This is a genomic window from Pantoea sp. M_9, assembly GCF_008631385.1.
Classification (GTDB): Bacteria; Pseudomonadota; Gammaproteobacteria; order Enterobacterales; family Enterobacteriaceae; genus Pantoea; species Pantoea eucrina.
The window spans coordinates 716,805-743,736 of record NZ_VWUF01000001.1 but is presented as its reverse complement, the minus strand read 5'-3'; the positions used below and the strand labels follow the sequence as shown (position 1 = coordinate 743,736).

General features: G+C 55.2%; 24 protein-coding genes. 19 read left to right on the top strand and 5 right to left on the bottom strand.

What is annotated here, in order from left to right; all coding sequences use genetic code 11:
- The first annotated feature begins 130 nt into the window (after positions 1-130).
- Positions 131-583, top strand: a complete 453-nt coding sequence (gene yfbV, locus F3I15_RS03325; protein ID WP_150016535.1) for a terminus macrodomain insulation protein YfbV — start codon at positions 131-133, stop codon at positions 581-583.
- A 28-nt stretch (positions 584-611) separates the two neighbouring features.
- The gene (locus tag F3I15_RS03320) at positions 612-1,271 is read left to right on the top strand and encodes a sugar phosphatase (RefSeq protein WP_150016534.1); all 660 of its coding nucleotides are present in this window, start codon (positions 612-614) and stop codon (positions 1,269-1,271) included.
- Positions 1,272-1,286: 15 nt separating this feature from the next.
- On the opposite strand, the gene yfbR is transcribed toward F3I15_RS03320, so the two are convergent.
- Positions 1,287-1,886, bottom strand: coding sequence for a 5'-deoxynucleotidase (gene yfbR, locus F3I15_RS03315; protein WP_039379039.1), 600 nt, complete (start codon positions 1,884-1,886; stop codon positions 1,287-1,289).
- Positions 1,887-2,005: 119 nt separating this feature from the next.
- Positions 2,006-3,223 carry a pyridoxal phosphate-dependent aminotransferase gene (locus F3I15_RS03310; protein WP_039379037.1) on the bottom strand — a complete coding sequence of 406 codons (1,218 nt, stop codon included), beginning with the start codon at positions 3,221-3,223 and terminating at the stop codon, positions 2,006-2,008.
- A gap of 953 nt (positions 3,224-4,176) precedes the next feature.
- Here F3I15_RS03310 and lrhA point away from each other — a divergent pair.
- The 15 genes from lrhA to F3I15_RS03235 all read left to right on the top strand — a co-directional run bounded on the left by lrhA (position 4,177) and on the right by F3I15_RS03235 (position 21,514).
- Positions 4,177-5,100 carry a transcriptional regulator LrhA gene (gene lrhA / locus F3I15_RS03305; protein ID WP_039379035.1) on the top strand — a complete coding sequence of 308 codons (924 nt, stop codon included), beginning with the start codon at positions 4,177-4,179 and terminating at the stop codon, positions 5,098-5,100.
- Between the two features lie 649 nt (positions 5,101-5,749).
- Positions 5,750-6,193, top strand: a complete 444-nt coding sequence (locus tag F3I15_RS03300) for an NADH-quinone oxidoreductase subunit A (protein ID WP_039379033.1) — start codon at positions 5,750-5,752, stop codon at positions 6,191-6,193.
- A 15-nt stretch (positions 6,194-6,208) separates the two neighbouring features.
- On the top strand, positions 6,209-6,886 hold the full coding sequence (locus F3I15_RS03295; RefSeq protein WP_039379030.1) for an NADH-quinone oxidoreductase subunit B family protein: 678 nt from the start codon (positions 6,209-6,211) through the stop codon (positions 6,884-6,886).
- A 116-nt stretch (positions 6,887-7,002) separates the two neighbouring features.
- The gene (gene nuoC / locus F3I15_RS03290; protein WP_150016533.1) at positions 7,003-8,802 is read left to right on the top strand and encodes an NADH-quinone oxidoreductase subunit C/D; all 1,800 of its coding nucleotides are present in this window, start codon (positions 7,003-7,005) and stop codon (positions 8,800-8,802) included.
- A gap of 2 nt (positions 8,803-8,804) precedes the next feature.
- Positions 8,805-9,320 (top strand): NADH-quinone oxidoreductase subunit NuoE, encoded by a 516-nt coding sequence (gene nuoE / locus F3I15_RS03285; protein ID WP_039379025.1) that lies wholly within the window; start codon positions 8,805-8,807, stop codon positions 9,318-9,320.
- Positions 9,320-10,660 (top strand): NADH-quinone oxidoreductase subunit NuoF, encoded by a 1,341-nt coding sequence (gene nuoF, locus F3I15_RS03280; protein WP_150016637.1) that lies wholly within the window; start codon positions 9,320-9,322, stop codon positions 10,658-10,660. Before nuoE ends, nuoF begins: the two co-directional genes overlap by 1 nt.
- 112 nt (positions 10,661-10,772) lie before the next feature.
- Positions 10,773-13,496 (top strand): NADH-quinone oxidoreductase subunit NuoG, encoded by a 2,724-nt coding sequence (gene nuoG / locus F3I15_RS03275; protein ID WP_150016532.1) that lies wholly within the window; start codon positions 10,773-10,775, stop codon positions 13,494-13,496.
- Entirely contained in the window at positions 13,493-14,470 is a 978-nt protein-coding gene (gene nuoH / locus F3I15_RS03270) for an NADH-quinone oxidoreductase subunit NuoH (RefSeq protein WP_039385568.1), read from the top strand. Before nuoG ends, nuoH begins: the two co-directional genes overlap by 4 nt.
- Before the next feature lie 11 nt (positions 14,471-14,481).
- On the top strand, positions 14,482-15,024 hold the full coding sequence (nuoI, locus tag F3I15_RS03265; protein ID WP_039385566.1) for an NADH-quinone oxidoreductase subunit NuoI: 543 nt from the start codon (positions 14,482-14,484) through the stop codon (positions 15,022-15,024).
- A gap of 10 nt (positions 15,025-15,034) precedes the next feature.
- Positions 15,035-15,586, top strand: a complete 552-nt coding sequence (gene nuoJ, locus F3I15_RS03260; protein ID WP_039385563.1) for an NADH-quinone oxidoreductase subunit J — start codon at positions 15,035-15,037, stop codon at positions 15,584-15,586.
- Positions 15,583-15,885, top strand: coding sequence for an NADH-quinone oxidoreductase subunit NuoK (nuoK, locus tag F3I15_RS03255; protein WP_013509877.1), 303 nt, complete (start codon positions 15,583-15,585; stop codon positions 15,883-15,885). The genes nuoJ and nuoK overlap by 4 nt, the downstream gene beginning before the upstream one ends.
- Positions 15,882-17,717, top strand: a complete 1,836-nt coding sequence (gene nuoL / locus F3I15_RS03250) for an NADH-quinone oxidoreductase subunit L (RefSeq protein WP_094111123.1) — start codon at positions 15,882-15,884, stop codon at positions 17,715-17,717. The genes nuoK and nuoL overlap by 4 nt, the downstream gene beginning before the upstream one ends.
- Positions 17,718-17,941: 224 nt before the next feature.
- The gene (nuoM, locus tag F3I15_RS03245; protein ID WP_150016531.1) at positions 17,942-19,462 is read left to right on the top strand and encodes an NADH-quinone oxidoreductase subunit M; all 1,521 of its coding nucleotides are present in this window, start codon (positions 17,942-17,944) and stop codon (positions 19,460-19,462) included.
- Positions 19,463-19,468: 6 nt separating this feature from the next.
- A complete protein-coding gene (gene nuoN, locus F3I15_RS03240) occupies positions 19,469-20,926 on the top strand; it encodes an NADH-quinone oxidoreductase subunit NuoN (RefSeq protein ID WP_039385550.1) in 1,458 nt (485 codons plus the stop codon).
- A gap of 141 nt (positions 20,927-21,067) precedes the next feature.
- Entirely contained in the window at positions 21,068-21,514 is a 447-nt protein-coding gene (locus F3I15_RS03235) for a GNAT family N-acetyltransferase (protein WP_150016530.1), read from the top strand.
- A 29-nt stretch (positions 21,515-21,543) separates the two neighbouring features.
- Here F3I15_RS03235 and F3I15_RS03230 read toward each other — a convergent pair whose 3' ends face one another.
- Complete coding sequence (locus tag F3I15_RS03230; RefSeq protein ID WP_150016529.1) at positions 21,544-23,202, bottom strand: glucan biosynthesis protein D; 1,659 nt, start codon at positions 23,200-23,202, stop codon at positions 21,544-21,546.
- 288 nt (positions 23,203-23,490) lie between these two features.
- Here F3I15_RS03230 and elaB point away from each other — a divergent pair, with 288 nt between their 5' ends.
- The gene (elaB, locus tag F3I15_RS03225; protein WP_150016528.1) at positions 23,491-23,811 is read left to right on the top strand and encodes a stress response protein ElaB; all 321 of its coding nucleotides are present in this window, start codon (positions 23,491-23,493) and stop codon (positions 23,809-23,811) included.
- 153 nt (positions 23,812-23,964) lie between these two features.
- Positions 23,965-25,161, top strand: a complete 1,197-nt coding sequence (locus F3I15_RS03220) for a nicotinamide mononucleotide deamidase-related protein YfaY (protein WP_150016527.1) — start codon at positions 23,965-23,967, stop codon at positions 25,159-25,161.
- A 352-nt stretch (positions 25,162-25,513) separates the two neighbouring features.
- Here F3I15_RS03220 and yfaE read toward each other — a convergent pair whose 3' ends face one another.
- Both yfaE and nrdB read right to left on the bottom strand, forming a co-directional pair.
- The gene (gene yfaE / locus F3I15_RS03215; protein ID WP_039385536.1) at positions 25,514-25,774 is read right to left on the bottom strand and encodes a class I ribonucleotide reductase maintenance protein YfaE; all 261 of its coding nucleotides are present in this window, start codon (positions 25,772-25,774) and stop codon (positions 25,514-25,516) included.
- Between the two features lie 2 nt (positions 25,775-25,776).
- Positions 25,777-26,907 (bottom strand): class Ia ribonucleoside-diphosphate reductase subunit beta, encoded by a 1,131-nt coding sequence (gene nrdB / locus F3I15_RS03210; protein WP_039385534.1) that lies wholly within the window; start codon positions 26,905-26,907, stop codon positions 25,777-25,779.
- Positions 26,908-26,932 lie beyond the last annotated feature (25 nt).

Genomic DNA, 26,932 nt, shown 5'->3' with positions numbered 1-26,932 from the left:
GTAATGTTACTGAAAACGGCGTCAGAATACCCACTGTCACCTGCAAAAACAAAATGTTTTGAAGGATGTCACGTAAAGTTGTGTAGTTACAAATTTATTTTAAATAATGCAGTATTAGTTGAGGTGCATAATGGCGAATGACGCAGGTAATCCGGGCTGGTTTGGCTTATTCCAGCGCGGACAACACTACATGAAAACCTGGCCTGCGGATAAACGTCTGGCGCCAGTGTTTCCGGAAAATCGGGTCGTTACGGCGACCCGCTTTGCCATCCGTTTTATGCCGCCGCTGGCCGTATTTACCCTGACGTGGCAGATAGCGCTGGGCGGGCAGCTGGGGCCAGCCATCGCCACCGCGCTGTTTGCCTGCAGCCTGCCGATGCAGGGATTGTGGTGGCTGGGTAAACGAGCCGGTACGCCGCTGCCGCCTGCGCTGCTGCAGTGGTTCAACGAAGTCCGCAGCAAACTGGAAGAGGCGGGGCAGGCGATTACACCGGTAGAGGGAAAGCCCACCTATCAGGCGCTGGCTGATGTGCTTAAACGGGCGTTCAGACAGCTGGATCGCACCTTTCTGGACGATCTTTAACTCTGCACAACCGGATAAGGAGCAGCAGGTGAATTTTAAAGGATTTCTGTTTGACCTGGATGGCACGCTGGTGGATTCACTGCCGGCAGTGAACCGCTGCTGGACGCAGTGGGGCGAACGTCACGCGCTCAGCGCTGATGTGGTACTCGATTATATTCACGGCAAACCCGCTATCGATTCGCTGCGCCATTTCATGCGCGGCGAGAGTGAGGCCGCCATCCAGGCGGAATTTCACTGGCTGGAGCAGCAGGAAGCCCGGGATACGCAGGGCATACGGGAAATAGCCGGCGCGCGTGCGCTGCTGACGCTGCTTAATGAGCAGAACATCCCCTGGGCGATTGTCACTTCCGGTTCGGTGCCGGTAGCCCACGCCCGGCATCGCGCAGCTGAGCTCCCTTTGCCAGCGGTGTTTATTACGGCCAATGATATCCGGCGCGGCAAGCCCGATCCGGAGCCCTATTTACTGGGTGCAGAGCGTCTGGGCCTGCATCCGTCTGAATGTGTGGTGGTTGAAGATGCGCCCGCAGGTATTGCGGCAGGCCTTGCGGCTGGCAGCGCAGTGATCGCCATCGATCCGGCGGCAGATACGCCCGGCCTGAACCAGGTGCTGTTTAATCTGCCCGATCTGAGCACGCTGGAAATTACGCAGAACGACACCGGCGCCTTTACGCTGAGCCTGCGCGCCTGAACGATACCCGCTCGCTCAGAGCGGGGTCTCCTGTGAAATCTCATCAAGCGACAGAGTAAAGCTCGGGACAAACACCTCCATAAAATAATCCATTTCAGGTGAACGCCGCTCGGTCAGGGTCTTCTCCAGCCGCGTTTTAGCCAGTGAAAATTCATGGTTGCCGGCAGAGAGCTCTTCAAGGCATTTCAGATAGGCGCAGAGAGCGTCAGCCTGTTTAACCACAGCCTGTTCAGCCGCGCTATAGTGGTGTTCATCAATCAGCGGACGATACGCTTCCTGCAGTTCCGGCGGCAGCATTTCGATCAGCTTTTGCTGGGCAATTTTCTCAATCTTTTTATATTCATGCGCAATTTGCGCGTTGTAGTACTTAACCGGCGTTGGCAGATCGCCGGTCAGCACTTCACTGGCATCATGATAGAGCGCCAGCATTGCAATACGATCGGGATTGAGTTCACCTGCAAATTTCAGATTTTTGATCACCGCCAGCGCATGCGCCACCATCGCGACCTGCAGGCTGTGTTCAGAGACATTTTCTGTACGCACATTGCGCATCAGCGGCCAGCGATTGATGAGTTTAAGGCGGGAGAGGTGAGCGAAAAAGTGGCTTTGAGTCATACAGCATCCTGTCAGCACAGCGGGGAGGAAACCCCTCCCCGGAATGCATACAGTATATACCTGACTGCAGCCAGGTACATGACAGGTTCAGCACCTGGCTGGCTGCAGCAGAAGGTGACTTACTGCCGGTAACCCTGCAGAAAACGTCCAAACTTGCCGATCGCCATCTCCAGATCGTCTACCCGCGGCAGAGTAACAATGCGCACGTGATCCGGATGTGGCCAGTTAAAGGCGGAGCCCTGTACCAGCAGCACTTTTTCCTGTAGCAGGAAATCGAGCACCATCTTCTGATCGTCATAAATATTAAATTTTTTCGGATCGATACGCGGGAACATGTAAAGCGCGCCCTGCGGTTTAACGCAGCTTACGCCGGGAATATCGTTAATCAGCTCCCAGGCACGCTGGCGCTGCTCGTAGAGCCGTCCGCCAGGGGCGATAAATTCGCTGATGCTCTGGTAGCCCCCGAGCGCGGTCTGAATCGCATGCTGAGCGGGCACGTTGGCACACAGGCGCATAGAGGCGAGCATTTCCAGGCCTTCAATATAGCCTTTGGCGTGTTTTTTCGGCCCGTTCAATACCATCCAGCCCTGACGAAAACCGGCCACGCGATAGGTTTTAGACAACCCGTTAAAGGTTACCGTCAGAAGATCGGGTGCCAGCGCCGCAATGGAGTGATGCTGCGCATCGTCGTAGAGGATCTTGTCATAAATTTCATCAGCAAAGATGATCAGGTTATGCTGACGCGCTATTTCCACCACCTCCAGCAGCAGCTCTTTACTGTAAACCGCGCCGGTCGGATTATTGGGGTTGATAATCACAATACCACGTGTGCGCGGTGTGATTTTGCTGCGGATATCATCCAGATCCGGAAACCAGCCGGCTGACTCATCGCATCGGTAATGGACAGCTTTGCCGCTGGAGAGTGAAACGGCTGCCGTCCACAGTGGGTAATCCGGTGCCGGCACCAGCATCTCATCACCGCTATTGAGCAGCGCCTGCATCGCCTGCACGATCAGCTCTGATACCCCATTACCGATATAGATATCTTCAACGGTAACGTCGCGCATATCACGCGCCTGATAATGCTGCATAATGGCTTTACGAGCAGAGTAGAGCCCCTTGGAGTCGCAGTATCCCTGCGCGCCCGGCAGATTACGTATCACGTCGACCAGAATTTCATCAGGTGCTTCAAAACCAAATGGCGCAGGGTTGCCAATATTCAGCTTGAGAACCTTGTTGCCTTCTTCTTCGAGTCGCTTTGCTTCTTTTAGTACCGGTCCGCGAATGTCGTAACAGACATTTTCCAGCTTACCGGATTTATCAATTTGGAAATTCATCGTTGCCGCCTTTTCGGGCAGAGTCCTTTAACCCGCCACCCAGTTAAAACCTGCCCAATTTACTCCTCTCCTGATAACAAAAGAAGGGCGGCTGCGGCTTTTGGCGTGATTGAGACAGATTCCCGGTCTGAGTAGCTAAATTATAGTCATATGCCGATTAAATTGGTTTTTATGACTACCTGTAGCTAATTTAACAGACTATTATTTTGGTAAATAGCCATATGGTTTGCCTGTAACGGCTATGCCAGCTGCAGCGCTGTCATAAGAAAACCGGGTTATGCTTTCCATGCTAATGATTAGCTGCGCAATGAAATAGTTAAGCGTATCTTGCTAAATGATGATGTTTTATTCAGCTGGCGTTAACTCATGCATGGCGCAGCGACAATATCTGCATTCTTATGCGCAGTCTCAGCATAGAAATTGCGCGAATAGCAACGGGTGCGATCGCAATACTGGCGGGCAATGAGCGTTTTTCTGTAACTTTATTGCTCCAAATAAGTTTACAAACCAGATGGTCAAAATTTAACCCTGCCGTTACCAAAGGGGCCAAATGGGCTTATTCAGCAAAAAATTTGATGTTTTGTACGAAAACATTTCCCTTTAATGCGTAAAAATGATTAAGTATAATTTATTATTTGAAGCACTTTATGGCTTCGTTTCGACATAACAACGTGTTATCTCTTTTTTTNAACCTTTTATGCAGGCAACCAGGCAACTACACAGCTTCCAGCACCGGTACGACTCTTGTCTTTGGCCCTGAAGTTGTTCTGTCTCTAATGACGCCGCCTCTCTGCTGCCAGAGAACGTATGCTCGTCATTACCCGCCTGAACTCGGTTTTAAGACGATCCCCTCTGGAGATTGTCAGTAAGCACCATTGCCCCTTATCTGTTTGATTTTGTGGCAATACACCAGGGTAGTAGTTCTAAAAATCTTATAAAGTGAAGAAAAAATCATGACTAATGCAAATCGTCCGATACTGAATCTCGACCTCGATCTGCTGCGTACATTTGTTGCTGTTGCAGACCTGAATACGTTTGCGGCGGCGGCAGCGGCTGTGTGCAGAACTCAGTCAGCGGTAAGCCAGCAGATGCAACGTCTGGAGCAACTGGTAGGTAAAGAGCTGTTTGCCCGACATGGACGTAACAAACTTCTGACGGAGCACGGTATCCAGCTGCTTGGCTATGCCAGGAAAATCCTGCGTTTTAATGACGAAGCCTGCACCTCACTTATGTACAGCAATATTCAGGGCGTTCTGACTATCGGAGCCTCTGATGACACGTCAGATACCATTCTGCCTTTCCTGCTGAACCGGGTGACGTCAGTCTATCCAAAGCTCGCCATCGATGTACGTGTAAAACGTAACCCGTTTATGATGGAGATGCTGAACCAGGGAGAAGTCGATCTGGTGGTGACCACGTCCAGCCCGGGTAACTTTACGCATCAGGTACTGCGTACTTCACCAACGCTCTGGTACTGTGCCGCTGACTATATTTTCCAGCGCGGCGAAGCGATTCCTCTGGTACTGCTGGATGAACCGAGCCCATATCGCGATATGGCGATAGATCATCTGAACGAAGCGGGCATTCCATGGCGTATCTCTTACGTGGCATCAACGCTGGCAGCAGTGCGCGCGGCCGTTAAAGCTGGTCTGGGTGTCACGGCACGTCCGGTTGAGATGATGAGTCCTGAGTTGCGCGTAATGGGCGCAGCCGAAGGTTTACCTGTGTTACCGGATACGCAATATCTGCTGTGCCGTAACGCTGACAGCGATAATGAACTGGCGCTGGCCATTTTCAACGCTATGCAGTCGACGAACGATCCTTACAATCTCAGTGCAAATCCGGATAGCTCACTGCTGCTGGATGATGAAGAGTAAGTCGTAGTGATACCGCGGTAATACGCGCGTTACGCACTGTATAATTGCTATAAAAAAGCCTTAGTCGGCGTAACAGCGACTAAGGCTTTTTTTATGCCTGTTGACCAGGGCCAGACACACGTTTTTTATGACCGATAATTATTGCGCTTTCCGAAAAGCGAGCGGTTGTTTCAATTTTACTCATTTTAGAAATTCTTTATCAAAAAATGCCTTCTTTACGGCCGTCGACCCTGCCACAGGCGCTGCTTTTTAGAGCTAGAAGCGCAAAAGTGTGTTCTGGATCAAAAAAATAACCCTGCCAGGGAGAGGGAAATCTGCGGAAGACCTGTCAAAATGTGAGTGTTAAACGCACGATCCATGCATGTAAAACCCCACTACATTGAAATTAACCGCACAAACTGAAGCGATTTAGCTGGCGCTGATGAGGGTATATGTTAATAATATGATGCGGGTGTAAAATAATGTTTGGATACTTTTGTCAAAGTTGACAAAAGGTTATAGAAAGGAGTAAAAAACCCCATAAAATTGCTGCCTAATCAGGAAAGACAGCAACGTTTATAAGGTTTTTATCCTTCCCTTGAATCGATGTGGTGTGTTTGCTGCAACCGTGCAGGATGCCATCGCCACTTTTGATGAGTAAGCAAAGCGTATGTCAACAACCACCGAAGTCATCGCTCATCACTGGGCGTTTATTGTATTTATTGTGATCGCATTTGGCCTCTGTGCCTTTATGTTAACCGGCGGCTGGCTGCTTGGTGGACGTGCTAAAGCGCGTTACAAAAACACCCCGTTTGAGTCTGGTATTGAATCGGTTGGCGATACCCACATCCGCCTCTCTGCAAAATTCTATCTGGTTGCCATGTTTTTCGTCATTTTCGACGTGGAAGCCCTCTATTTATACGCCTGGTCGACCTCCATTCGCGAAAGCGGCTGGGTCGGCTTTGTCGAAGCCGCAATTTTCATTTTGGTGCTCCTGGCAGGCCTGGTTTATCTGGTTCGCATCGGCGCGCTGGATTGGGCTCCTGCGCGTCGTCGCGTAGTGGTCAAATCAAGCCCGGTCAGCCACAGTCACACCAACCCTCATAAGCAGTAAAAGCGAGGCAATAAGATGGACTACACGCTGACACGCGTAGACCCGAACGGCGGGGATGGCGATCGTTATCCTCTGCAGAAACAGGAGATTGTTACCGATCCTCTGGAACAGCACGTTCACCGTAGCGTTTATATGGGCAAGCTGGAACACGCTCTGCATGACATGGTGAACTGGGGGCGTAAAAACTCTCTCTGGCCCTATAACTTTGGCCTCTCCTGCTGCTACGTAGAGATGACCACGTCATTTACTGCGGTGCATGACGTGGCACGCTTTGGCGCTGAAGTTATGCGCGCCTCGCCGCGCCAGGCTGACTTTATGGTTATTGCCGGTACGCCTTTTACCAAAATGGCACCCGTTATTCAGCGTTTATACGATCAGATGCTGGAACCCAAATGGGTGATCTCTATGGGTGCCTGCGCTAACTCAGGCGGGATGTATGACATATATTCTGTCGTGCAGGGTGTGGATAAATTTCTGCCGGTGGATGTTTACATTCCAGGCTGCCCGCCGCGTCCGGAAGCCTATATGCAGGCGCTGCTGCTGCTGCGTGAGTCGATCGGTAAAGAGCGCCGTCCACTCTCCTGGGTAGTCGGTGACCAGGGTGTATATCGCGCCAACATGCAGTCTGAACGTGAAAGGAAACGTGGCGAGCGCATTGCCGTCACTAACCTGAGAACCCCGGACGAAGTGTAAGTATCCCGTACACGGATGGAGTAACGGCCACATCAGAAAATGACAACGTAGTGTGTGCCGCCATCCTGACGCCTTCTTTTGAGTGCCTGATAACAGGCCGGAATGGTGAGTAACGTATGACAGATTTGACCACGCAAGATCTCGCTCAGCCAGCATGGCAAACCCGTGAGCACCTGGATGACCCGGTGATCGGCGAGCTGCGTAATCGTTTTGGGCCGGACGCCTTTACTGTTCAGGCAACCCGCACTGGCATTCCTGTAGTCTGGGTAAAGCGCGAACAGCTGCTGGAAATGATAACGTTCCTGCGCAAGCTGCCTAAGCCCTATGTCATGCTGTATGACCTGCATGGCTTTGATGAGCGTTTACGTACCCACCGCGCAGGCCTGCCTGCTGCGGACTTTTCCGTTTTCTATCATCTGCTTTCTATTGAACGCAACCGCGACATTATGCTCAAGGTGGCGTTATCTGAAAACGATCTGAATGTGCCAACCATCACCACTATTTTCGCCAACGCCAACTGGTATGAGCGCGAAACCTGGGAGATGTTTGGCATTACGTTTCAGGGGCATCCTCATCTGACGCGCATTATGATGCCGCAGACCTGGGAAGGGCACCCGCTGCGTAAAGATTATCCGGCGCGCGCGACTGAATTTGATCCCTTTACGCTGACTAAGCAGAAAGAAGATCTGGAAATGGAGTCGCTGACGTTCAAACCCGAAGAGTGGGGCATGAAGCGCAGCACGGCTAATGAGGACTTTATGTTCCTCAACCTTGGCCCGAACCACCCCTCTGCGCACGGTGCTTTCCGTATCATTCTGCAGCTTGACGGTGAAGAGATTGTCGACTGCGTACCTGACGTTGGCTATCACCATCGCGGTGCCGAGAAGATGGGCGAGCGGCAATCCTGGCACAGCTATATCCCTTATACCGATCGTATCGAGTATCTGGGCGGCTGTGTTAATGAAATGCCTTACGTACTCGCCGTAGAGAAACTGGCCGGGATCACGGTACCAGACCGCGTTAACGTCATTCGCGTGATGCTCTCTGAGCTGTTCCGTATTAACAGCCACCTGCTCTATATCTCAACCTTTATTCAGGACGTTGGCGCAATGACGCCGGTGTTCTTTGCGTTTACCGATCGTCAGAAAATTTATGATGTCGTGGAAGCGATTACCGGTTTCCGTATGCATCCCGCCTGGTTCCGTATCGGCGGTGTGGCGCACGATCTGCCGAAAGGCTGGGAGCGTCTGCTGCGTGAGTTCCTCGACTGGATGCCAAAACGCCTGAAAGAGTATGACAAAGCGGCACTGCGCAACACCGTGCTGATGGGGCGTTCGCAGGGCGTAGCCGCTTACAATATGGATGAAGCGCTGGCGTGGGGCACAACCGGTGCGGGTCTGCGTGCAACCGGCCTCGACTTTGACGTGCGTAAGTGGCGTCCTTATTCAGGCTACGAAAACTTCGATTTTGAAATTCCGGTTGGCGCAGGCATCAGCGATGCTTACACCCGCGTACAGCTGAAAATGGAAGAGATGTGGCAGTCGCTGCGTATTCTGGAGCAGTGCCTGAACAACATGCCGGAAGGGCCGTTCAAAGCGGACCATCCGCTGACCACGCCGCCGCCGAAAGAGCGTACGCTGCAGCACATTGAAACCCTGATCACCCACTTCCTGCAGGTCTCCTGGGGACCGGTGATGCCCGCCAATGAATCGTTCCAGATGATTGAGGCGACGAAAGGGATCAACAGCTACTACCTGACCAGCGACGGCAGCACCATGAGCTACCGCACCCGCGTGCGCACGCCAAGCTTCCCGCACCTGCAGCAGATCCCGTCAGTGATCCGCGGCAGCCTGGTATCCGATCTCATCGTCTACCTCGGTAGTATCGATTTTGTTATGTCAGACGTGGACCGCTAATTATGCACGATCAAAAAATTGCCATTCAAACCATCGACCCGAATGAGGTCTTTGTGCTGAGCGAGGCCGAGCACCACGCTATTGAGCATGAAAAACATCACTACGAGGATGCGCGTGCAGCCTCAATTGAAGCGCTGAAGATCGTGCAAAAACAGCGAGGCTGGGTGCCGGATGGCGCTATCCACGCGATTGCTAATGTGCTGGGTATTCCGGCCAGCGATGTCGAAGGTGTGGCAACGTTCTACAGCCAGATTTATCGTACGCCGGTTGGCCGTCACGTGATCCGCTACTGCGACAGCGTAGTGTGCCACATTACCGGTTACCAGGGTATTCAGGCGGCGCTGGAGCAGAATCTTCATATTAAACCCGGCCAGACCACGGCAGACGGCCGCTTTACGCTGCTGCCTACCTGCTGCCTCGGCAACTGCGATAAGGGGCCGACCATGATGGTGAATGACGATACGCACGTTCACCTGACGCCGGAAGGTATCGCCTCGCTACTGGAGCAGTATCAATGATGAAACCCATTATTCGTGCTGCGGAAACGCATCCGCTGACTTGGCGTCTGCGCGACGACAAACAGCCGGTCTGGCTGGAAGAGTACCGCAGCAAAAATGGCTACGCTGGCGCCGAAAAAGCGCTGAACGGCATGAGCCAGGATGAAATCGTTACGGCGGTCAAAGACTCGGGCCTGAAAGGGCGCGGCGGTGCAGGCTTCAGCACCGGCCTGAAGTGGAGCCTGATGCCAAAAGATGAGTCCATGAATATCCGTTACCTGCTGTGCAACGCGGATGAGATGGAGCCAGGCACCTATAAAGACCGCCTGCTGATGGAGCAGCTGCCGCATCAGCTGGTGGAAGGCATGCTGATCAGCGCTTTCGCGCTAAAAGCTTATCGCGGCTATATCTTCCTGCGCGGCGAATATGTCGAAGCAGCAGAGAACCTGCGTCGCGCCATCGCCGAAGCTACAGAAGCGGGCTATCTCGGTAAAAATATTCTCGGCACCGGTTTTGATTTTGAGCTGTTTGTTCACACCGGCGCGGGCCGCTATATCTGCGGTGAAGAGACGGCGCTGATCAACTCGCTGGAAGGGCGTCGCGCTAACCCGCGCTCCAAGCCACCGTTCCCGGCCAGCGCCGGCGTCTGGGGCAAGCCAACCTGCGTTAACAACGTTGAGACCCTCTCCAACGTGCCAGCTATCTTCCTGAACGGCGTGGAGTGGTACAAAGGGCTGTCTAAAAGCGAAGACGCCGGCACCAAAATGATGGGCTTCTCCGGCCGCGTTAAAAATCCTGGCGTCTGGGAACTGCCGTTTGGCATCACCGCCCGCGAGATTCTGGAGGATTATGCCGGCGGTATGCGCGATGGCCTGAAGTTTAAGGCGTGGCAGCCAGGCGGCGCGGGAACCGATTTTCTGACTGACCAGCATCTCGATCTGCCGATGGAGTTTGCCAGCATCGGTAAAGCGGGCAGCCGTCTGGGTACGGCGCTGGCGATGGCGGTGGATCACGAGATCAATATGGTGTCGCTGGTGCGTAACCTGGAAGAGTTTTTTGCCCGTGAGTCGTGCGGCTGGTGTACGCCGTGCCGCGACGGCCTGCCGTGGAGCGTTAAGATCCTGCGCGCGCTGGAGCAGAAGCAGGGGCAGCCGGGTGATATCGAAACGCTGCTGCAGCTTTGCCGCCAGCTGGGTCCGGGTAAAACCTTCTGTGCGCATGCACCGGGCGCGGTTGAGCCCCTGCAGAGCGCAATTAAATATTTCCGTGAAGAGTTTGAAGCCGGCATTGCGCCGCAGGTGTTTGGCAATACCCGTTCTATTGGCGGTATTCAGCCTAACCTGCTGAAAGCGCGCTGGTAAGCAGGCCACCGTAGACGGAAGGCGCCAGACGCCAGTCCGGCTGAAAAGCGGGATAACAGAATTTGATGTTTAACGCTCGTCCCCGGACGAGCCTTACGGAAGCATGTTCACTATGGCTACAATCCATGTAGACGGTAAAGAATATGATGTGAACGGAGCGGACAACCTGCTGCAGGCGTGTCTCTCTCTGGGCCTTGATATTCCCTATTTTTGCTGGCATCCGGCGCTCGGCAGCGTAGGCGCCTGCCGCCAGTGTGCGGTGAAGCAATTCCAGAATGCCGAAGATACCCGCGGTCGCCTCGTTATGTCCTGCATGACACCGGCATCGGATGGCACTTTTATCTCTATCGATGATGGCGAAGCAAAAGAGTTTCGTGAAAGCGTCGTAGAGTGGCTGATGACCAACCATCCGCACGACTGTCCGGTCTGCGAAGAGGGCGGTAACTGTCATCTGCAGGATATGACGGTAATGACGGGCCACAGCTTCCGTCGTTATCGCTTTACCAAGCGCACGCACCAGAATCAGGATCTCGGGCCGTTTATCTCCCATGAGATGAACCGCTGTATCGCCTGCTATCGCTGCGTACGCTATTACAAAGATTATGCTGACGGCAAAGATCTGGGCGTTTATGGCGCACACGATAATGTCTACTTTGGTCGTCCGGAAGATGGCACGCTGGAGAGCGAATTTTCGGGTAACCTGGTTGAGATCTGTCCGACCGGCGTGTTCACCGATAAAACGCACTCTGAGCGCTATAACCGTAAATGGGATATGCAGTTTGCGCCCAGCATCTGCCAGCAGTGCAGCGTCGGCTGTAACACCAGCCCTGGCGAGCGCTATGGCGAGCTGCGTCGTATTGAAAACCGTTATAACGGTACGGTAAACCACTATTTCCTCTGCGATCGCGGTCGTTTTGGCTATGGCTATGTCAACCGCAAAGATCGCCCGCGTCACCCGCATCAGCTGCGCGGCAGCGATACGATTACGCTGAACGCAGAGCAGGCGGTTAACGCTGCGGCTGACATGCTACGTCAGGCGAAACGCGTGATCGGTATCGGCTCGCCCCGCGCCAGCATCGAGAGCAACTTTGCCCTGCGTGAGCTGGTGGGCGCCGGCAACTTCTCAACCGGCATGCCGGCAGGAGAGCAGGCGCGCGTTGAACTGATGCTGAACGTGCTGCAGAACAGCGGTATCTATACGCCTTCACTGCGCGAAATGGAGAGCTACGATGCCGTGCTGGTGCTGGGCGAAGATCTGACGCAGGTGGGCGCGCGCGTCGCGCTGTCAGTGCGCCAGGCCGTAAAAGGCAAAGCGCGCGAGATGGCAGCCGCGCAGAAAGTTGCAGACTGGCAGATCGCCGCGATCCTGAATATCGGTCAGCATGCGAAACATCCGCTGTTTGTCACTAACGTCGATGAAACCCGTCTGGATGATATCGCGGCGTGGAGCTATCGCGCACCGGTAGAAGATCAGGCGCGCCTCGGGTTTGCCATCGCCAGCGCGCTGGATGAGAGCGCACCCGCGGTAAGTGATATCGATAAGTCACTCAGCAGCAAAATTGATGTGGTAGTGCAGGCGCTGGCAGGGGCGAAAAAGCCGCTGATTATCTCCGGCACCCACTCCGGCTCGACCGCAATGATTGAGGCGGCGGCAAACGTAGCGAAAGCGCTGAAAGCCCGCGGTGCCGACGTAGGGATCACCCTGCTGGCCGGCGCGGCTAACAGCATAGGCCTGGGCATGATGGGCGGTCACTCGCTGGATGCGGCGCTGGAGCAGCTGACAAACGGCGAAGCGGATGCGCTGGTAGTACTGGAGAACGATCTCTATCGCCACGCGCCGAAAGCCCGCGTCGACGCTGCGCTACAGAAAGCGTCAGGCGTGATTGTGGTTGACCACCAGCGGACCGCCACGCTGGAGAAAGCCAGCATGGTGCTCTCCGCGGCCAGCTTCGCTGAAAGTGATGGCACCTCAATCAACCATGAAGGCCGCGCGCAGCGCTTCTTCCAGGTTTACGATCCCGCTTACTATGACAACAGCATTGTGATGCTGGAAAGCTGGCGCTGGCTGCATTCGCTGCACAGCGCGCTGGAGAGCCGTCATATCGACTGGACGCAGCTGGATCACGTGATTGATGCAGCGATTATTGCGCTGCCGCAGCTGAAAGGCATCAAAGATGCGGCACCGGATGCCAGCTTCCGCATTCGCGGTCAGAAGCTGGCGCGTTCACCGCATCGCGCCAGTGGTCGTACTGCAGCCCGCGCTAATATCAGCGTACACGAGCCGCGTCAGCCGCAGGATAAAGACACCATGTTTGCCTTCTCAATGGAGGGGAACAACCAGCCTGAAGCACCGCGCTCGCAGATCCCATTTGCCTGGGCGCCGGGCTGGAACTCACCGCAGGCGTGGAACAAATTCCAGGATGAAGTTGGCGGCAAGCTGCGGAATGGCGATCCGGGTGTCCGGCTGTTTGAAGCGGGCGAAGGCTCACTGCCGTGGTTCAGCAACGTGCCGGAGCGGTTTGCCAGCGGCAGCCATTTCCGCGTTGCGCCTTACTACCGGCTGTTTGGCAGTGAAGAGATGACGCAGCGCTCTCCGACGTTCCATAAGCGTATGGTGCCTGCTGAGCTGGTGATTAACCCAGCGGATGCAGAGAAGCTTGGCGTCAATCACGGCGCTGCCGCAGAGCTGGTTTGCGCCGGCGAAACGCTGCGCCTGCCGGTACGCTTCTCCGCTTTCCTGCAGCCGGGGCAGATTGGTCTGCCGCTCGGCATGCCTGGTGTACCGCCGTTCCTTGCGCATGCGCAAATTGATCAACTGCAGGAGGCTGCGCAATGAGCTGGCTGACATCGGACGTTATCGACATCATTCTGCAGGTGGTTAAGGCGATTGTAATTTTGCTGGTGGTGGTAGCCTGCGGGGCGTTCATGAGCTTTGCCGAGCGTCGTTTGCTCGGCTTATGGCAGAACCGCTACGGCCCTAACCGTGTCGGCTGGGGCGGTTCACTCCAGCTGGCGGCGGATATGATCAAAATGTTCTTTAAAGAGGACTGGGTACCGCCGTTTACCGACCGCTTCATCTTTACTCTGGCACCGGTGATTGCCTTTGTATCGCTGCTGCTGGCGTTTGCGATTGTACCGGTTTCACCCACCTGGATGGTCACGGATCTGAACATCGGTCTGCTGTTCTTCCTGATGATGGCGGGTCTGGCCGTCTACGCCGTGCTGTTTGCCGGCTGGTCGAGTAACAACAAATACTCGCTGCTGGGTGCGATGCGTGCCTCTGCGCAGACGCTGAGCTATGAGGTGTTCCTTGGCCTGTCGCTGATGGGCGTAGTGGCGCAGGCGGGATCGTTTAACCTGAATGCGATCGTTGAAAACCAGACGCACCTGTGGAACATCATTCCGCAGTTCTTTGGCTTTGTGACCTTCTGTATTGCCGGGGTAGCGGTGTGCCACCGCCATCCGTTTGACCAGCCGGAAGCGGAACAGGAGCTGGCTGACGGTTACCATATTGAATATGCCGGTATGAAGTTCGGTCTGTTCTTTGTGGGTGAATATGTCGCCATTACCACGGTTTCCGCGCTGATTGTCACGCTGTTCTTTGGCGGCTGGCATGGGCCTTTCCTGCCGCCATTCATCTGGTTCGCCCTGAAAACGGCGTTCTTCATGGTGATGTTTATCCTGATCCGTGCTGCGCTGCCGCGTCCACGCTATGACCAGGTGCTGTCGTTCGGCTGGAAAGTTTGTCTGCCGTTGACGCTGTTGAACCTGCTGGCGACCGCCGCAGTGATTCTGTACAACGCGCAGTAAGGGGTATTGAGATGACATTAAAAGATATTGTCGTTGGCTTCGGCACGACAGTGCGCAGTATCTGGATGATCGGTATGCACGCCTTTGCCAAACGCGAAACGCAGATGTATCCGGAAGAGCCGGTCTATCTGCCGCCGCGCTATCGCGGCCGCATTGTGCTGACGCGCGATCCTGACGGCGAAGAGCGCTGCGTTGCCTGTAACCTCTGCGCAGTAGCCTGCCCGGTGGGCTGTATCTCGCTGCAGAAAGCAGAGACGCAGGATGGCCGCTGGTATCCGGAATTCTTCCGCATCAACTTTTCACGCTGCATTTTTTGTGGTTTGTGTGAAGAAGCCTGTCCGACCACTGCGATTCAGCTGACCCCTGATTTTGAGCTGGGTGAGTTTAAGCGTCAGGACCTGGTGTATGAGAAGCAGGATCTGCTGATCTCGGGACCCGGCAAATACCCGGAATACAATTTCTATCGTATGGCGGGTATGGCGATCGACGGAAAAGAGAAGGGCGACGCGGAAAACGAAGCCAAACCGATCGACGTCAAAGGGTTACTACCTTAAGGAGCCAGGTATGGAATTTGCGTTTTATCTTTGCGGACTGGTGGCGGTGCTGACGACGCTGCGCGTTATCACGCATACGAACCCGGTACACGCGCTGCTGTACCTGATTGTTTCGCTGCTGTCGATTGCCGGCGCGTTTTTTGCTATGGGCGCCTACTTTGCAGGCGCGCTGGAAATTATCGTATACGCCGGTGCCATTATGGTGCTGTTTGTGTTTGTGGTGATGATGCTTAATCTCGGCAAGCAGCAGCAGGAGCAGGAACGTGAGTGGCTTAAGCCTTCGCTCTGGGTGGGACCCGGCATCGTTTCTGCGCTGCTGCTGGTGGTGATGGTTTACGCTATTCTCACCGCCACCGATCAGGGTATTGATGGCACGGTTATCGATGCAAAAGCGGTCGGTATCAGCCTGTTTGGCCCATATGTTCTGGCAGTTGAGCTGGCTTCAATGCTGCTGCTGGCAGGCCTGGTGGTGGCCTTCCATATCGGTCGCGACGATCGTCACGCTGAAGTGATGAGCCATCGCGTCACGGATGCGGCATCCAATAAGGAGGGACAGGCATGATCCCATTACAACATGGTCTGATTCTGGCTGCGGTGCTCTTTGTTCTCGGCCTGACCTCGCTGGTGCTGCGCCGTAATCTGCTGTTTATGCTGATTGGTCTGGAGATCATGATTAACGCCGCCGCGCTGGCGCTGGTGGTAGCGGGCAGCTATTGGGGGCAGGCAGATGGTCAGGTGATGTATATCCTGGCAATCAGCCTTGCGGCAGCGGAAGCGAGTATTGGCCTGGCTCTGCTGCTGCAGCTCTATCGTCGTCGTCAGACGCTGAACATTGACACAGTGAGCGAGATGCGCGGATGAATCTTCTCTATTTAACTGTACTGTTTCCGCTAATTGGCTTTTTGCTGTTAGCGTTTTCCCGGGGTCGCTGGTCGGAGAACCTGTCAGCCGCTGTCGGAATGGGGTCGGTCGGTCTTTCAGCCCTGACCACGCTCTATGCGGGCATGGAATTTTTCAGTCAGGGGCAGCAGCCTTTTACGCAGGCATTGTGGACCTGGATGCAGGTTGGCAACTTCGACATTAAAGTGAACCTGGTGCTGGATGGCCTGTCGCTGACCATGCTCTCTGTTGTCACCGGCGTCGGCTTCTTTATTCATATGTTCGCCTCCTGGTATATGCGTGGTGAAGAGGGCTATTCGCGCTTCTTCGCCTATACCAACCTGTTTATCGCCAGCATGGTAGTACTGGTTCTGGCTGATAACCTGATGCTGATGTATCTCGGCTGGGAAGGGGTAGGGCTCTGCTCCTATCTGCTGATCGGTTTCTACTACAGCAATCCGGACAACGGCAAAGCGGCCATGAAAGCCTTTATCATCACCCGCGTGGGCGATGTGTTCCTGGCCTTTGCGCTGTTTATCCTTTACAACGAACTCGGCACGCTGAACTTCCGTGAGCTGATGGCGCTGGCACCGGCACACTTTGCCGCAGACAATAGCATGCTGCAGTGGGCGACCCTGATGCTGCTGGGTGGCGCGGTAGGTAAATCGGCTCAGCTGCCGCTGCAGACCTGGCTGGCGGATGCGATGGCGGGTCCGACGCCGGTTTCGGCGCTGATCCATGCGGCAACCATGGTCACGGCGGGTGTCTATCTGATCGCCCGTACGCACGGCCTGTTCCTGCTGACGCCTGACGTTCTGCACCTGGTGGGCATTGTCGGGGCTATCACGCTGGTACTGGCGGGTTTTGCTGCGCTGGTTCAGACCGATATCAAGCGCGTCCTGGCTTACTCAACCATGAGTCAGATTGGCTACATGTTTCTGGCGCTGGGCGTGCAGGCGTGGGATGCGGCGATTTTCCATCTGATGACGCACGCATTCTTTAAAGCGCTGCTGTTCCTCTCGTCTGGCTCCGTTATTCTGGCGTGCCATCATGAGCAGAACATCTTCAAAATGGGTGGCCTGCGCAAGAGCATTCCGCTGGTTTATGCCTGCTTCCTGGTGGGTGGTGCCGCGCTGGCTGCGCTGCCGCTTATTACCGCAGGCTTCTACAGTAAAGATGAGATCCTGTTTGGTGCGCTGGCTAATGGTCACATCAACCTGATGGTTGCCGGTCTGGTCGGGGCATTCCTTACCTCTATCTATACTTTCCGCATGATCTTTATCGTGTTCCACGGCGAAGAGAAGATCCACGCGCATGCCGGTAAAGGCATTACCCATCATCTGCCGCTGATTGTGCTGCTGATCCTCTCCACCTTCATTGGCGCGCTGATTACGCCTCCGCTGGCAGGTGTACTGCCGGAAAATGAATTTGGCGAAAACGGCAAAATGGCACTGGAGATCGCCTCCGGCTTAGTCGCTGTCAGCGGTATCCTGATTGCAGCCGCACTCTGGCTGGGCAAGCGTCAGCTGGTGACCCGCGTGGCCAACAGCGCACCGGGCCGCTTCTTCGGCACCTGGTGGTTTGCCGCCTGGGGCTTCGACTGGCTGTATGACAAAGTCTTTGTCAAACCCTATCTCGGTATCGCCTGGCTGCTGCAGCGCGATCCGCTGAACTCACTGATGAACCTGCCTGCGCTGCTGTCGCGTATTGGTAATAAAGGTCTGGTCGTCAGCGAGAACGGGTATCTGCGCTGGTATGTTGCTTCCATGAGTGTGGGTGCCGTTGTGGTGCTTGCCCTGATGCTGGTGATGTAAAGATTGATGGGCTTGGAAGAGAAGATGACAGAAAACGCTTCTCTTCCTGATAGCGAATGTGAAAATTGCCTGAATGACGAAGCGTAATCGGCGCAGCCCGTTTTGTTATCGCCAGCGCACAGCAACCGGAGCGTACTGATGTACGCAAGGATTGCAGGCACTGCCGGAAACGAAACGGGCAAGCAGGATAGCTCGAAACCAGGTTAAAAAAAGGGAAGTATGCCGTGCTATTACCTTGGCTAATAATAATACCTTTCGTCGGGGGCCTGCTCTGCTGGCTGGCTGAACGGCTTGGCGCAAAAGTACCGCGCTGGATCGCCCTGATCACCATGGGGCTCACGCTGGCTCTTGGCTTGCAGCTGTGGCTGCAGGGGGGCTATTCGCTGACGCAGGCGAGCGGTCTGCCGCAGTGGCAATCAAGCTTTGATGTTGCGTGGATCCCGCGCTTTGGTATTCGCTTCCATCTGGCTATTGATGGTTTGTCACTGCTGATGGTGGTACTGACCGGCCTGCTGGGCCTGATGGCAGTCCTCTGCTCATGGAACGAGATTGAGAAGTATCAGGGCTTTTTCCACCTCAATCTGATGTGGATCCTGGGCGGCGTTATCGGCGTATTCCTTGCCATCGACATGTTCCTGTTCTTCTTTTTCTGGGAGATGATGCTGGTGCCGATGTATTTCCTCATCGCGCTCTGGGGACATAAAGCGTCGGATGGTAAAACCCGTATCACAGCGGCGACCAAGTTCTTTATTTACACCCAGGCGTCTGGTCTGGTGATGCTGATTGCGATTCTGGCGCTGGTGTTTGTGCACTACAATGCGACCGGCGTCTGGACTTTCAGCTATGAAGAGCTGCTGAAAACGCCGATGTCACGCAATGTCGAATGGCTGCTGATGCTGGGCTTCTTCATCGCCTTTGCGGTGAAAATGCCGGTGGTGCCGCTGCACGGCTGGCTGCCTGATGCGCACAGTCAGGCGCCGACTGCCGGCTCCGTCGATCTGGCCGGTATTCTGCTGAAAACCGCAGCCTACGGTCTGCTGCGCTTTAGCCTGCCGCTGTTTCCGAACGCTTCAGCTGAATTTGCACCGATTGCGATGTGGCTCGGCATCATTGGTATCTTCTACGGCGCCTGGATGGCGTTCTCGCAGACCGATATCAAACGTCTGATCGCCTACACCTCGATTTCGCACATGGGTTTTGTGCTGATCGCGATCTATACCGGTAGCCAGCTGGCCTTCCAGGGTGCGGTTATCCAGATGATTGCTCACGGTCTTTCAGCCGCGGCACTGTTTATTCTGTGCGGTCAGCTGTATGAGCGTCTGCATACCCGTGATATGCGTCAGATGGGCGGTCTGTGGTCGCGAATCAAATGGATCCCGGGCCTGTCACTCTTTTTTGCGGTAGCGAATCTCGGCATGCCGGGCACCGGCAACTTCGTGGGCGAATTCATGATCCTGACCGGCAGCTTCCAGGTTGTGCCTGTGATCATCGTGATTGCCACCTTTGGGCTGGTGTTCGCCTCGGTCTACTCGCTGATCATGATGCAGCGTGCTTACTATGGCGAAGCGAAATCGAAAGAGCCGCTGCCGGGCATGTCAGTACGCGAATTTGCCACCATCGGCGTGCTGGTCGTGCTGCTGGTGCTGCTGGGTATCTACCCGCAGCCGATTCTCGATACGTCCCATGCTGCGATGAGTAATATTCAGCAGTGGTTTACCGCTTCAATTTCAACTACAAGGCCGTAATTCGCCATGACAATAACTCCTCAACAATTGATCGCGCTACTGCCGCTGTTGATCGTCGGACTGACGGTGGTGGTGGTGATGCTGTCCATTGCGTGGCGACGCAACCACTTCGTTAATGCCACGCTGACCGTCATTGGCCTGAACCTTGCGCTGGTGTCGCTGTGGTTTGTTGGTCAGGCGGGCGCAATGGATGTCACGCCGCTGCTGCGCGTTGACGGCTACTCCATGTTTTATACCGCGCTGGTGATGCTGGCGAGTCTGGCGACCTGTACTTTCGCCTATCCCTGGCTGGCGGGCTTCCCGGATAACAAGGATGAGTTTTACCTGCTGGTGCTGATTGCAGCGCTGGGTGGCGTGGTGCTGGCAAGTGCCAACCATCTCGCCGCGCTGTTTATCGGTATTGAGCTGCTCTCCCTGCCGCTGTTTGGCCTGATTGGTTACGCCTTCCGGCAGAAACGTTCGCTGGAAGCGGCGCTGAAATACACCATTCTTTCTGCGGCCGCCTCGTCGTTTCTGCTGTTTGGTATTGCGCTGGTTTACGCCGATTCCGGCAGCCTGAGCTTTGTTCAGCTGGGTAACAGTCTGACCGACAGCATGATCCAGCAGCCGCTGCTGCTGGTGGGGCTGGGGATGATGATCATCGGCCTGGGCTTTAAGCTGTCGCTGGTGCCGTTTCATCTCTGGACGCCGGACGTTTACCAGGGCGCGCCTGCACCGGTATCGACCTTCCTGGCAACCGCCAGCAAGATCGCTATCTTTGGTGTCATTATGCGCCTGTTTATGTACGCGCCGCTGACCGACAGCGAAGCGGTACGCACCGTGCTGGGGATTATCGCCTTTGTCTCTATCCTGGTGGGTAACCTGATGGCGATTTCGCAGAGCAACATTAAACGTCTGCTCGGCTACTCCTCTATCGCTCACCTCGGCTATCTGCTGGTCGCGCTGATTGCGGTGAAAACGCATCAGCTGTCGCTGGAAACGGCTGGCGTCTACCTGGCGGGTTATCTGTTCAGCAGCCTGGGTGCGTTTGGCGTGGTTAGTCTGATGTCCAGTCCGTATCGTGGTCCGGATGCCGATTCGCTCTATTCCTATCGCGGCCTGTTCTGGCATCGTCCGGTGCTCTCAGCGGTTATGACGGTGATGATGCTGTCGCTGGCGGGTATTCCGATGACGCTGGGCTTTATCGGTAAGTTTTACGTTATCGCATCCGGTGTGAATGCGCATCTCTGGTGGCTGACTGCTGCAGTCGTTGCCGGCAGCGCCATCGGCCTGTACTACTATCTGCGCGTCACGGTGAGTCTCTATCTCACCCCGCCAGAGCTGCATACGCGTGATACGCCTGCTAACTGGGCATTTACCGCGGGCGGTGTGGTTGTCCTGATCTCCGCCATCCTTGTGCTGCTGCTGGGTGTTTATCCGCAGCCGCTCATCAGGCTGGTGCAGATGGCGCAACCGCTGATGTAACGATGCTTTCTGCTGACGAAAATCAGGCCTCCGGGCCTGATTTTTTTTATCTCTATCCGCAGCCGCTATCGTCATGGTGTAACTGCAGCTGACAGAGTAGTCTCAGAATATTGTCATTTAAAGAGGAGGAGATCTGTTGAAATAGCATGGCTTGATTGCCACCATCAGGAACTGACGGCACAGCAACTCTATACGCTGCTGGCGCTGCGTAACCAGGTTTTTATTGTGGAGCAGCAGTGCCCCTATCAGGATCTGGACGGCCAGGATCTGGCCGCAGAAAACCGTCATATTCTCGGCTTTCTGGAGGGTAAGCTGCTGGCCTGCGCGCGCATACTGACACCTATGCAACCGGATAAGGCGGTCGTTGTGGGGCGGGTGATTGTCTCTGAAGAAGCGCGTGGACTGAAGCTGGGCTACCGGCTGATGGAACAGGTGCTGAACAGCTGCGAAACGTACTGGCCCGGGCAGGCCATTTATCTGTCGGCGCAGGCGCACCTTGAGGGATTTTATGGCCGGCTCGGTTTTCAGGCGGTCACTGCGGTTTACCTTGAAGATGAGATTCCGCATATCGGCATGCAGAAAATATAACGGCGAGGGAAGCCTCGCCGTTATCGTTATCAGCCCGGCGTCATCTGCCGGTCATCGGTATATTTACGCTGATCGGGCGGCGGCGGAAAATACTGGTAGAGCCAGGTTTCGCTCAGCGTCTCATCTTTGGTGCGCAGGAACAGGCGCATCTCCACAGGCGTGGTCGCATCGCTGTTCGGATACCAGTCAAACAGAATGCGATAACCGTTAATCGGTTCAACGTAGAGGATCTCTACCTGTTTGAATGTGCCTGATGAAACGGTAATGACCGGCTCAATGCCTCTGGCGGCGGCCGCTTTCAGGTCGCCATCAATGAAATCTACAGCAAAACGACGGCACCAGGTCTCCGGGAAATGTTCCCCCGGCGCCCAGCCTTCGGGAAAACCGCCAATGCCGGTGCGGGTCGCATCCACGCGTGCCAGATCGCTGCGCACCGGCGGCAGCTGGCTCCAGTAGAGCTTGTAGCCAAAGTTCAGCTCGCTGCCCGCCTGAATCGCCTCCTCTGGCTGCCAGAAGCAGACCACGTTATCCAGCGTTTCCCCGGTTGTGGGGATCTCCATCAGATTAATCGCGCCTTTACCCCATTTTCCGGTTGGCTCGACCCACAGGCTCGGGCGTTTGTCGTACCAGCCAATCACATCCTGATAATTTTTAAAGTCGTGATCCAGCTGCAGCAGACCAAAGCCGCGCGGGTTTTCATCTTTGTAGGCGTTGAACTGCAGGCGCTGCGGGTTATTCAGCGGACGGGCGATCCATTCACCGCTGCCGCTCCACATCGCCAGGCGATCGGAGTCGTGGATCTGCGGATGGTAGGTGTTGCACATGCGGCGTTCGTTGGTACCGCAGCTGAACATACTGGTCATCGGCGCAATGCCGAGCTGGCGAATTGCTTTACGGGTGTAGAGGTGGTTTTCCACTTCCATCACCACGCGCTTCTCTTCACAGTGAATGGTGAACTTATAGGCGCCGGTCAGGCTGGCACCATCCAGCAGGGCATAAACGACAAAGGTGGTGTCGTCTGCTTTTGGCGTTTCAAACCAGAACGCGGTGAAATCAGGAAACTCCTCCTGACCGTTACTGAACGTGTTAACAGCAACGCCGCGGGCGGAGAGGCCATACTGATAGGTTTCATCCACGGCGCGGAAGTAGCTGGCCCCGAGGAAAGAGACGATATCGCGTCGCGCCAGCTCCGGCTTTTTGAACGCGCGGAAACCGGCAAAGCCGAGATCGTTTTTACCCGCCAGCTGCTGGGTGTCGACACCGGCGTCATGATACTTAAACAGCTCCGGGCGAAAGTGGATCTCCCGCGCTTCGCGGCTGGCCGCATCAACGGAGAACATGCGGATACGCCGTTTAAACCCCATGCCGACGTGGAAAAACTGCACGTCCAGCTCGCGATCGGCGACGTTGTTCCACAGCGAGTGCTGAGCGTCATACTGAATTTCGTTATAGGCTTGCGGCGTAAGGGTCGCCAGCGTGTCAGGCAGCGCACCGGGCGCACCGCCCCAGGGCTTTTTCGCCAGCGCTGCGGCCTTCTGTTTCAATACATCAAAATCGAAGCGCACGGCTTTGCCATCGGCGATGCCGTCATCGGCCCATGCAGATTGCGCAAACAGCGAGGAGAGCCCGGTCATACCACTCAGGGCTGACAGAGCGACGGACGCTTTCACAAATTTTCTACGATTCATGCCGGAATTCTAATCCTTAGCTGCTCGGGTGTATTGTGTCTGTTTCCAGACGGTTAGCGTCGGGCTACAGGGGGTTACGACAGTGGCGCAATCAAAAAATTCACTCGCCGGAAAATTTATCAGATTAATCAAATAAACGAAGCAGATTCTCTGTCGCTCAGAGTTAACCGGCCTGTTTTTACAAAGTCGTCACGCTTTTCCGGAGCGTGCCAGCGTAATTTCGGCCAGCAAAGTTATGATTTGTGGCTATAGTTAATCGACACGTTATGAACACGGAGGAACCGCATAATGTCATCTTCAGACCAATTTGATAACCGTTATGAATCAGGTGTTGACGACGATCTGGCGCTGTTAACCGAAACGCTTGAAGAAGTGCTGCGCGCGTCCGGCGACCCGGCCGATCAGAAGTATATTGAACTCAAACAAAAAGCTGAGCAGGCGCTGGAAGATGTGAAGAGCCGCGTCAGCCAGGCTTCGGACAGCTACTACTATCGTGCCAAACAGGCGGCTTATCGTGCCGATGATTACGTGCATGAAAAACCGTGGCAGGGCGTGGGTATTGGCGCCGCTGCAGGCCTGTTTGTAGGTTTACTGCTGGCCCGTCGTTAATACGCTGCCGGGCGCACGCAACGCTGCGCCCGGCTTCGCCTGCCGCACTTTCTGCGCTGTTTACGATCTCTTTCCCGATTTCCCTTCCTGATGATTGTGTTTACCTCGCCTGCTTTCTACAGTAAAGCGTAACCAGGACAAGGAGAATGCAACGTGATACGTGTTGAGATGCTCGCCACGGGCGATGAAGTGCTGCATGGACAAATTGTGGATACCAACGCCGCCTGGCTGGCGGACGTGCTGTTTCAGCATGGCCTGCCAATGACCAGCCGCATGACCGTGGGCGATGCGCTGCCGTCGCTGATTGATGCATTACAGAGCCGCAGCCAGGTGGCGGATGTGCTGATTGTTAACGGGGGACTGGGGCCGACCTCTGATGATTTGAGTGCGCAGGCCGCCGCTGCCGCCAGCGGTTGCGAGCTGGTGCTGCAGACAGAATGGCTGGCAAAAATGGAAGCCTGGTTTGCCAGCCGCGGTCGCGTGATGGCCGCCAGCAATCGCAAGCAGGCTGAAATCCCGGCCAATGCCACGCTTATTGATAACCCGGTGGGCACCGCCTGTGGTTTCGCACTCCAGCTCAACCGCTGCTGGATTTTCTTTACGCCGGGCGTGCCGTCAGAATTTAAAGTGATGGTGGAGCAGGAGATTATTCCGCGCCTGAAAGCGCGCTTTACCCTGCCTGAACCCCCGCTCTGCCTGCGCCTGACGACCTTTGGTCGCGGCGAGAGTGATATTGCGGCTGAGCTGGAGCCGCTGGTGCTGCCCGAAGGGGTCGTAATGGGTTACCGCTCTTCAATGCCGATTATCGAAATCAAGCTTACCGGGCCTGCCAGTGCGCGCGTGGCGATGGAGCAGGTCTGGCAGCAGGTAAAGCTGCTGCTGGCCGAATGTACGATTTTTGAAGGCACTGAAGGGCTGCCCGCGCTGCTGGCACGTGAGCTGCAGCAGCGTGAGTTTCGCCTCGCCACCAGTGAGCAGTATACCGCGGGCTTTCTGCACTGGCAGCTGGCCGCCGCGGGCGTGCCGCTAAGTGCTGGCGAGATCCTGGCGCCGCAGGCAGAGACACTTGAAGCCCAGGTTGAGCGGACACGCGCGCTGGCGGCAGAGCAGGGCAGCGCTCTGGCGCTCTCTGTCGGTGAACTGGCCGAAGGAGAAATCGCGATTGCGCTGCAGACGCCGGAAGCGGGCTGGGGACAGCGGGTGAAGTTTTCACACGGTCGGCATAATCAGGAAACCCGGCAGAAAGTGGTGACGATGATGGCAATGAACATGCTGCGTCGCTGGCTGCACGGCAGTGAAGTTTCAACCGGACACGGCTGGATCGACATCCTGGAAACGGTAAAGCATTAAATATTTTATGCAGCAAGCATCAGCATGGGCAGAGGGGATGTTAAGCACGCCCGGATCGGCAAAACCCGCATCCCTGCGGGCCTCGGCACGCGGCATCCTTGCCGCGTGACGTCCGGCTTAGCTTAACATCCCCTCTGCCCCTCAGCGCTGGTGCTGCGGTAAGCTGAAGTTTGCTGGCAGCAGTAAATATGCCTCAGGGGCGTGAGAGACGTTGCCGCTTGCAGCAGCCTCCGCGCCAGGACGGCGCGGCGGCAGGCTCCAGGGATGGATTCATGCCGGTGCAGCAAGGGGTAACGTCTCTGACGACTTACCTGAAGCTAATAGCGGGGAGATCTATCAGCAGAAATGGCGGTTATAGCTCAATCTCAATCTCGCCGCGCGCTTTACAGCAGCAGGGCAGGATTTCACCCTGCTGAATAAAAGCCAGCGGGGTTTCAGCGTAATCGACCTCGCCCCGTACCAGGCGCATGCGGCAGGAGCCGCAGTAGCCTTCACGGCACTGAAACTCCACGCAGAGGTTATGAGCCTCCAGCGTGGTCAGCAGATTAGGATGCTCATCTGCGCACTCCAGGCGGGAGCCTGAACTGCGCAGGATAACAACAGCGCGGCTCATGCTCAGAGCTGGAAATCGTTGAAGTCGTCTTCACCTACTTCAGAGTCAATCTGACCCACCAGATAGGAGCTGACTTCCACTTCCTGCGGTGCAACCTGCACGTTATCAGACACCAGCCAGGAGTTGATCCATGGAATCGGGTTGGAGCGGGTCTGGAAAGGCAGATCGAGGCCCACCGCCTGCATACGGATATTGGTGATGTACTCAATGTACTGGCACAGAATATCTTTGTTCAGACCAATCATTGAGCCGCCGCTGAACAGATACTCTGCCCACTCTTTCTCCTGCAGCGCCGCCTTCTTAAACAGCTCGAAGCACTCTTCACGGCACTCCGCAGCAATCTCTTTCATCTCCGGATCGTCTTCACCGCTGCGCAGCAGATTCAGCATATGCTGGGTACCGGTCAGATGCAGCGCTTCATCACGCGCGATCAGCTTGATGATTTTGGCGTTGCCTTCCATCAGTTCACGTTCGGCGAACGCAAATGAACAGGCGAAGCTGACGTAAAAGCGAATCGCTTCCAGCGCGTTAACGCTCATCAGACAGATATAGAGCTGCTTTTTCAGCGCACGCAGGCTGACGGTAACTGATTTACCGGCAACCTGATGCGTGCCTTCGCCCAGCAGATGCCAGTAGTTGGTCATCTCAATCAAATCGTCGTAGTACTTTGAGATATCCTGTGCGCGCGCCAGAATCTGCTCGTTGGTGACGATATCATCAAACACCAGCGACGGATCGTTGACGATGTTGCGGATAATATGGGTGTAAGAGCGTGAGTGAATGGTCTCAGAAAACGCCCAGGTCTCGATCCAGGTTTCCAGCTCTGGAATAGAGATCAGCGGCAGCAGCGCGACGTTCGGGCTACGGCCCTGGATAGAGTCGAGCAGCGTCTGATACTTCAGGTTACTGATGAAGATATGCTTTTCGTGATCCGGCAGCGCCTGATAGTCGATACGATCGCGTGAGACGTCGACCTCTTCCGGACGCCAGAAGAAAGAGAGCTGCTTCTCAATCAGCTTTTCAAAAATGTCATATTTCTGCTGATCGAAACGCGCTACGTTCACGGACTGGCCGAAGAACATCGGCTCTTTCAGCTGATCGTTTTTATTCTGTGAAAAAGTAGTATAAGCCATGACTAAGTCCAAAAAGTGAAGCGGG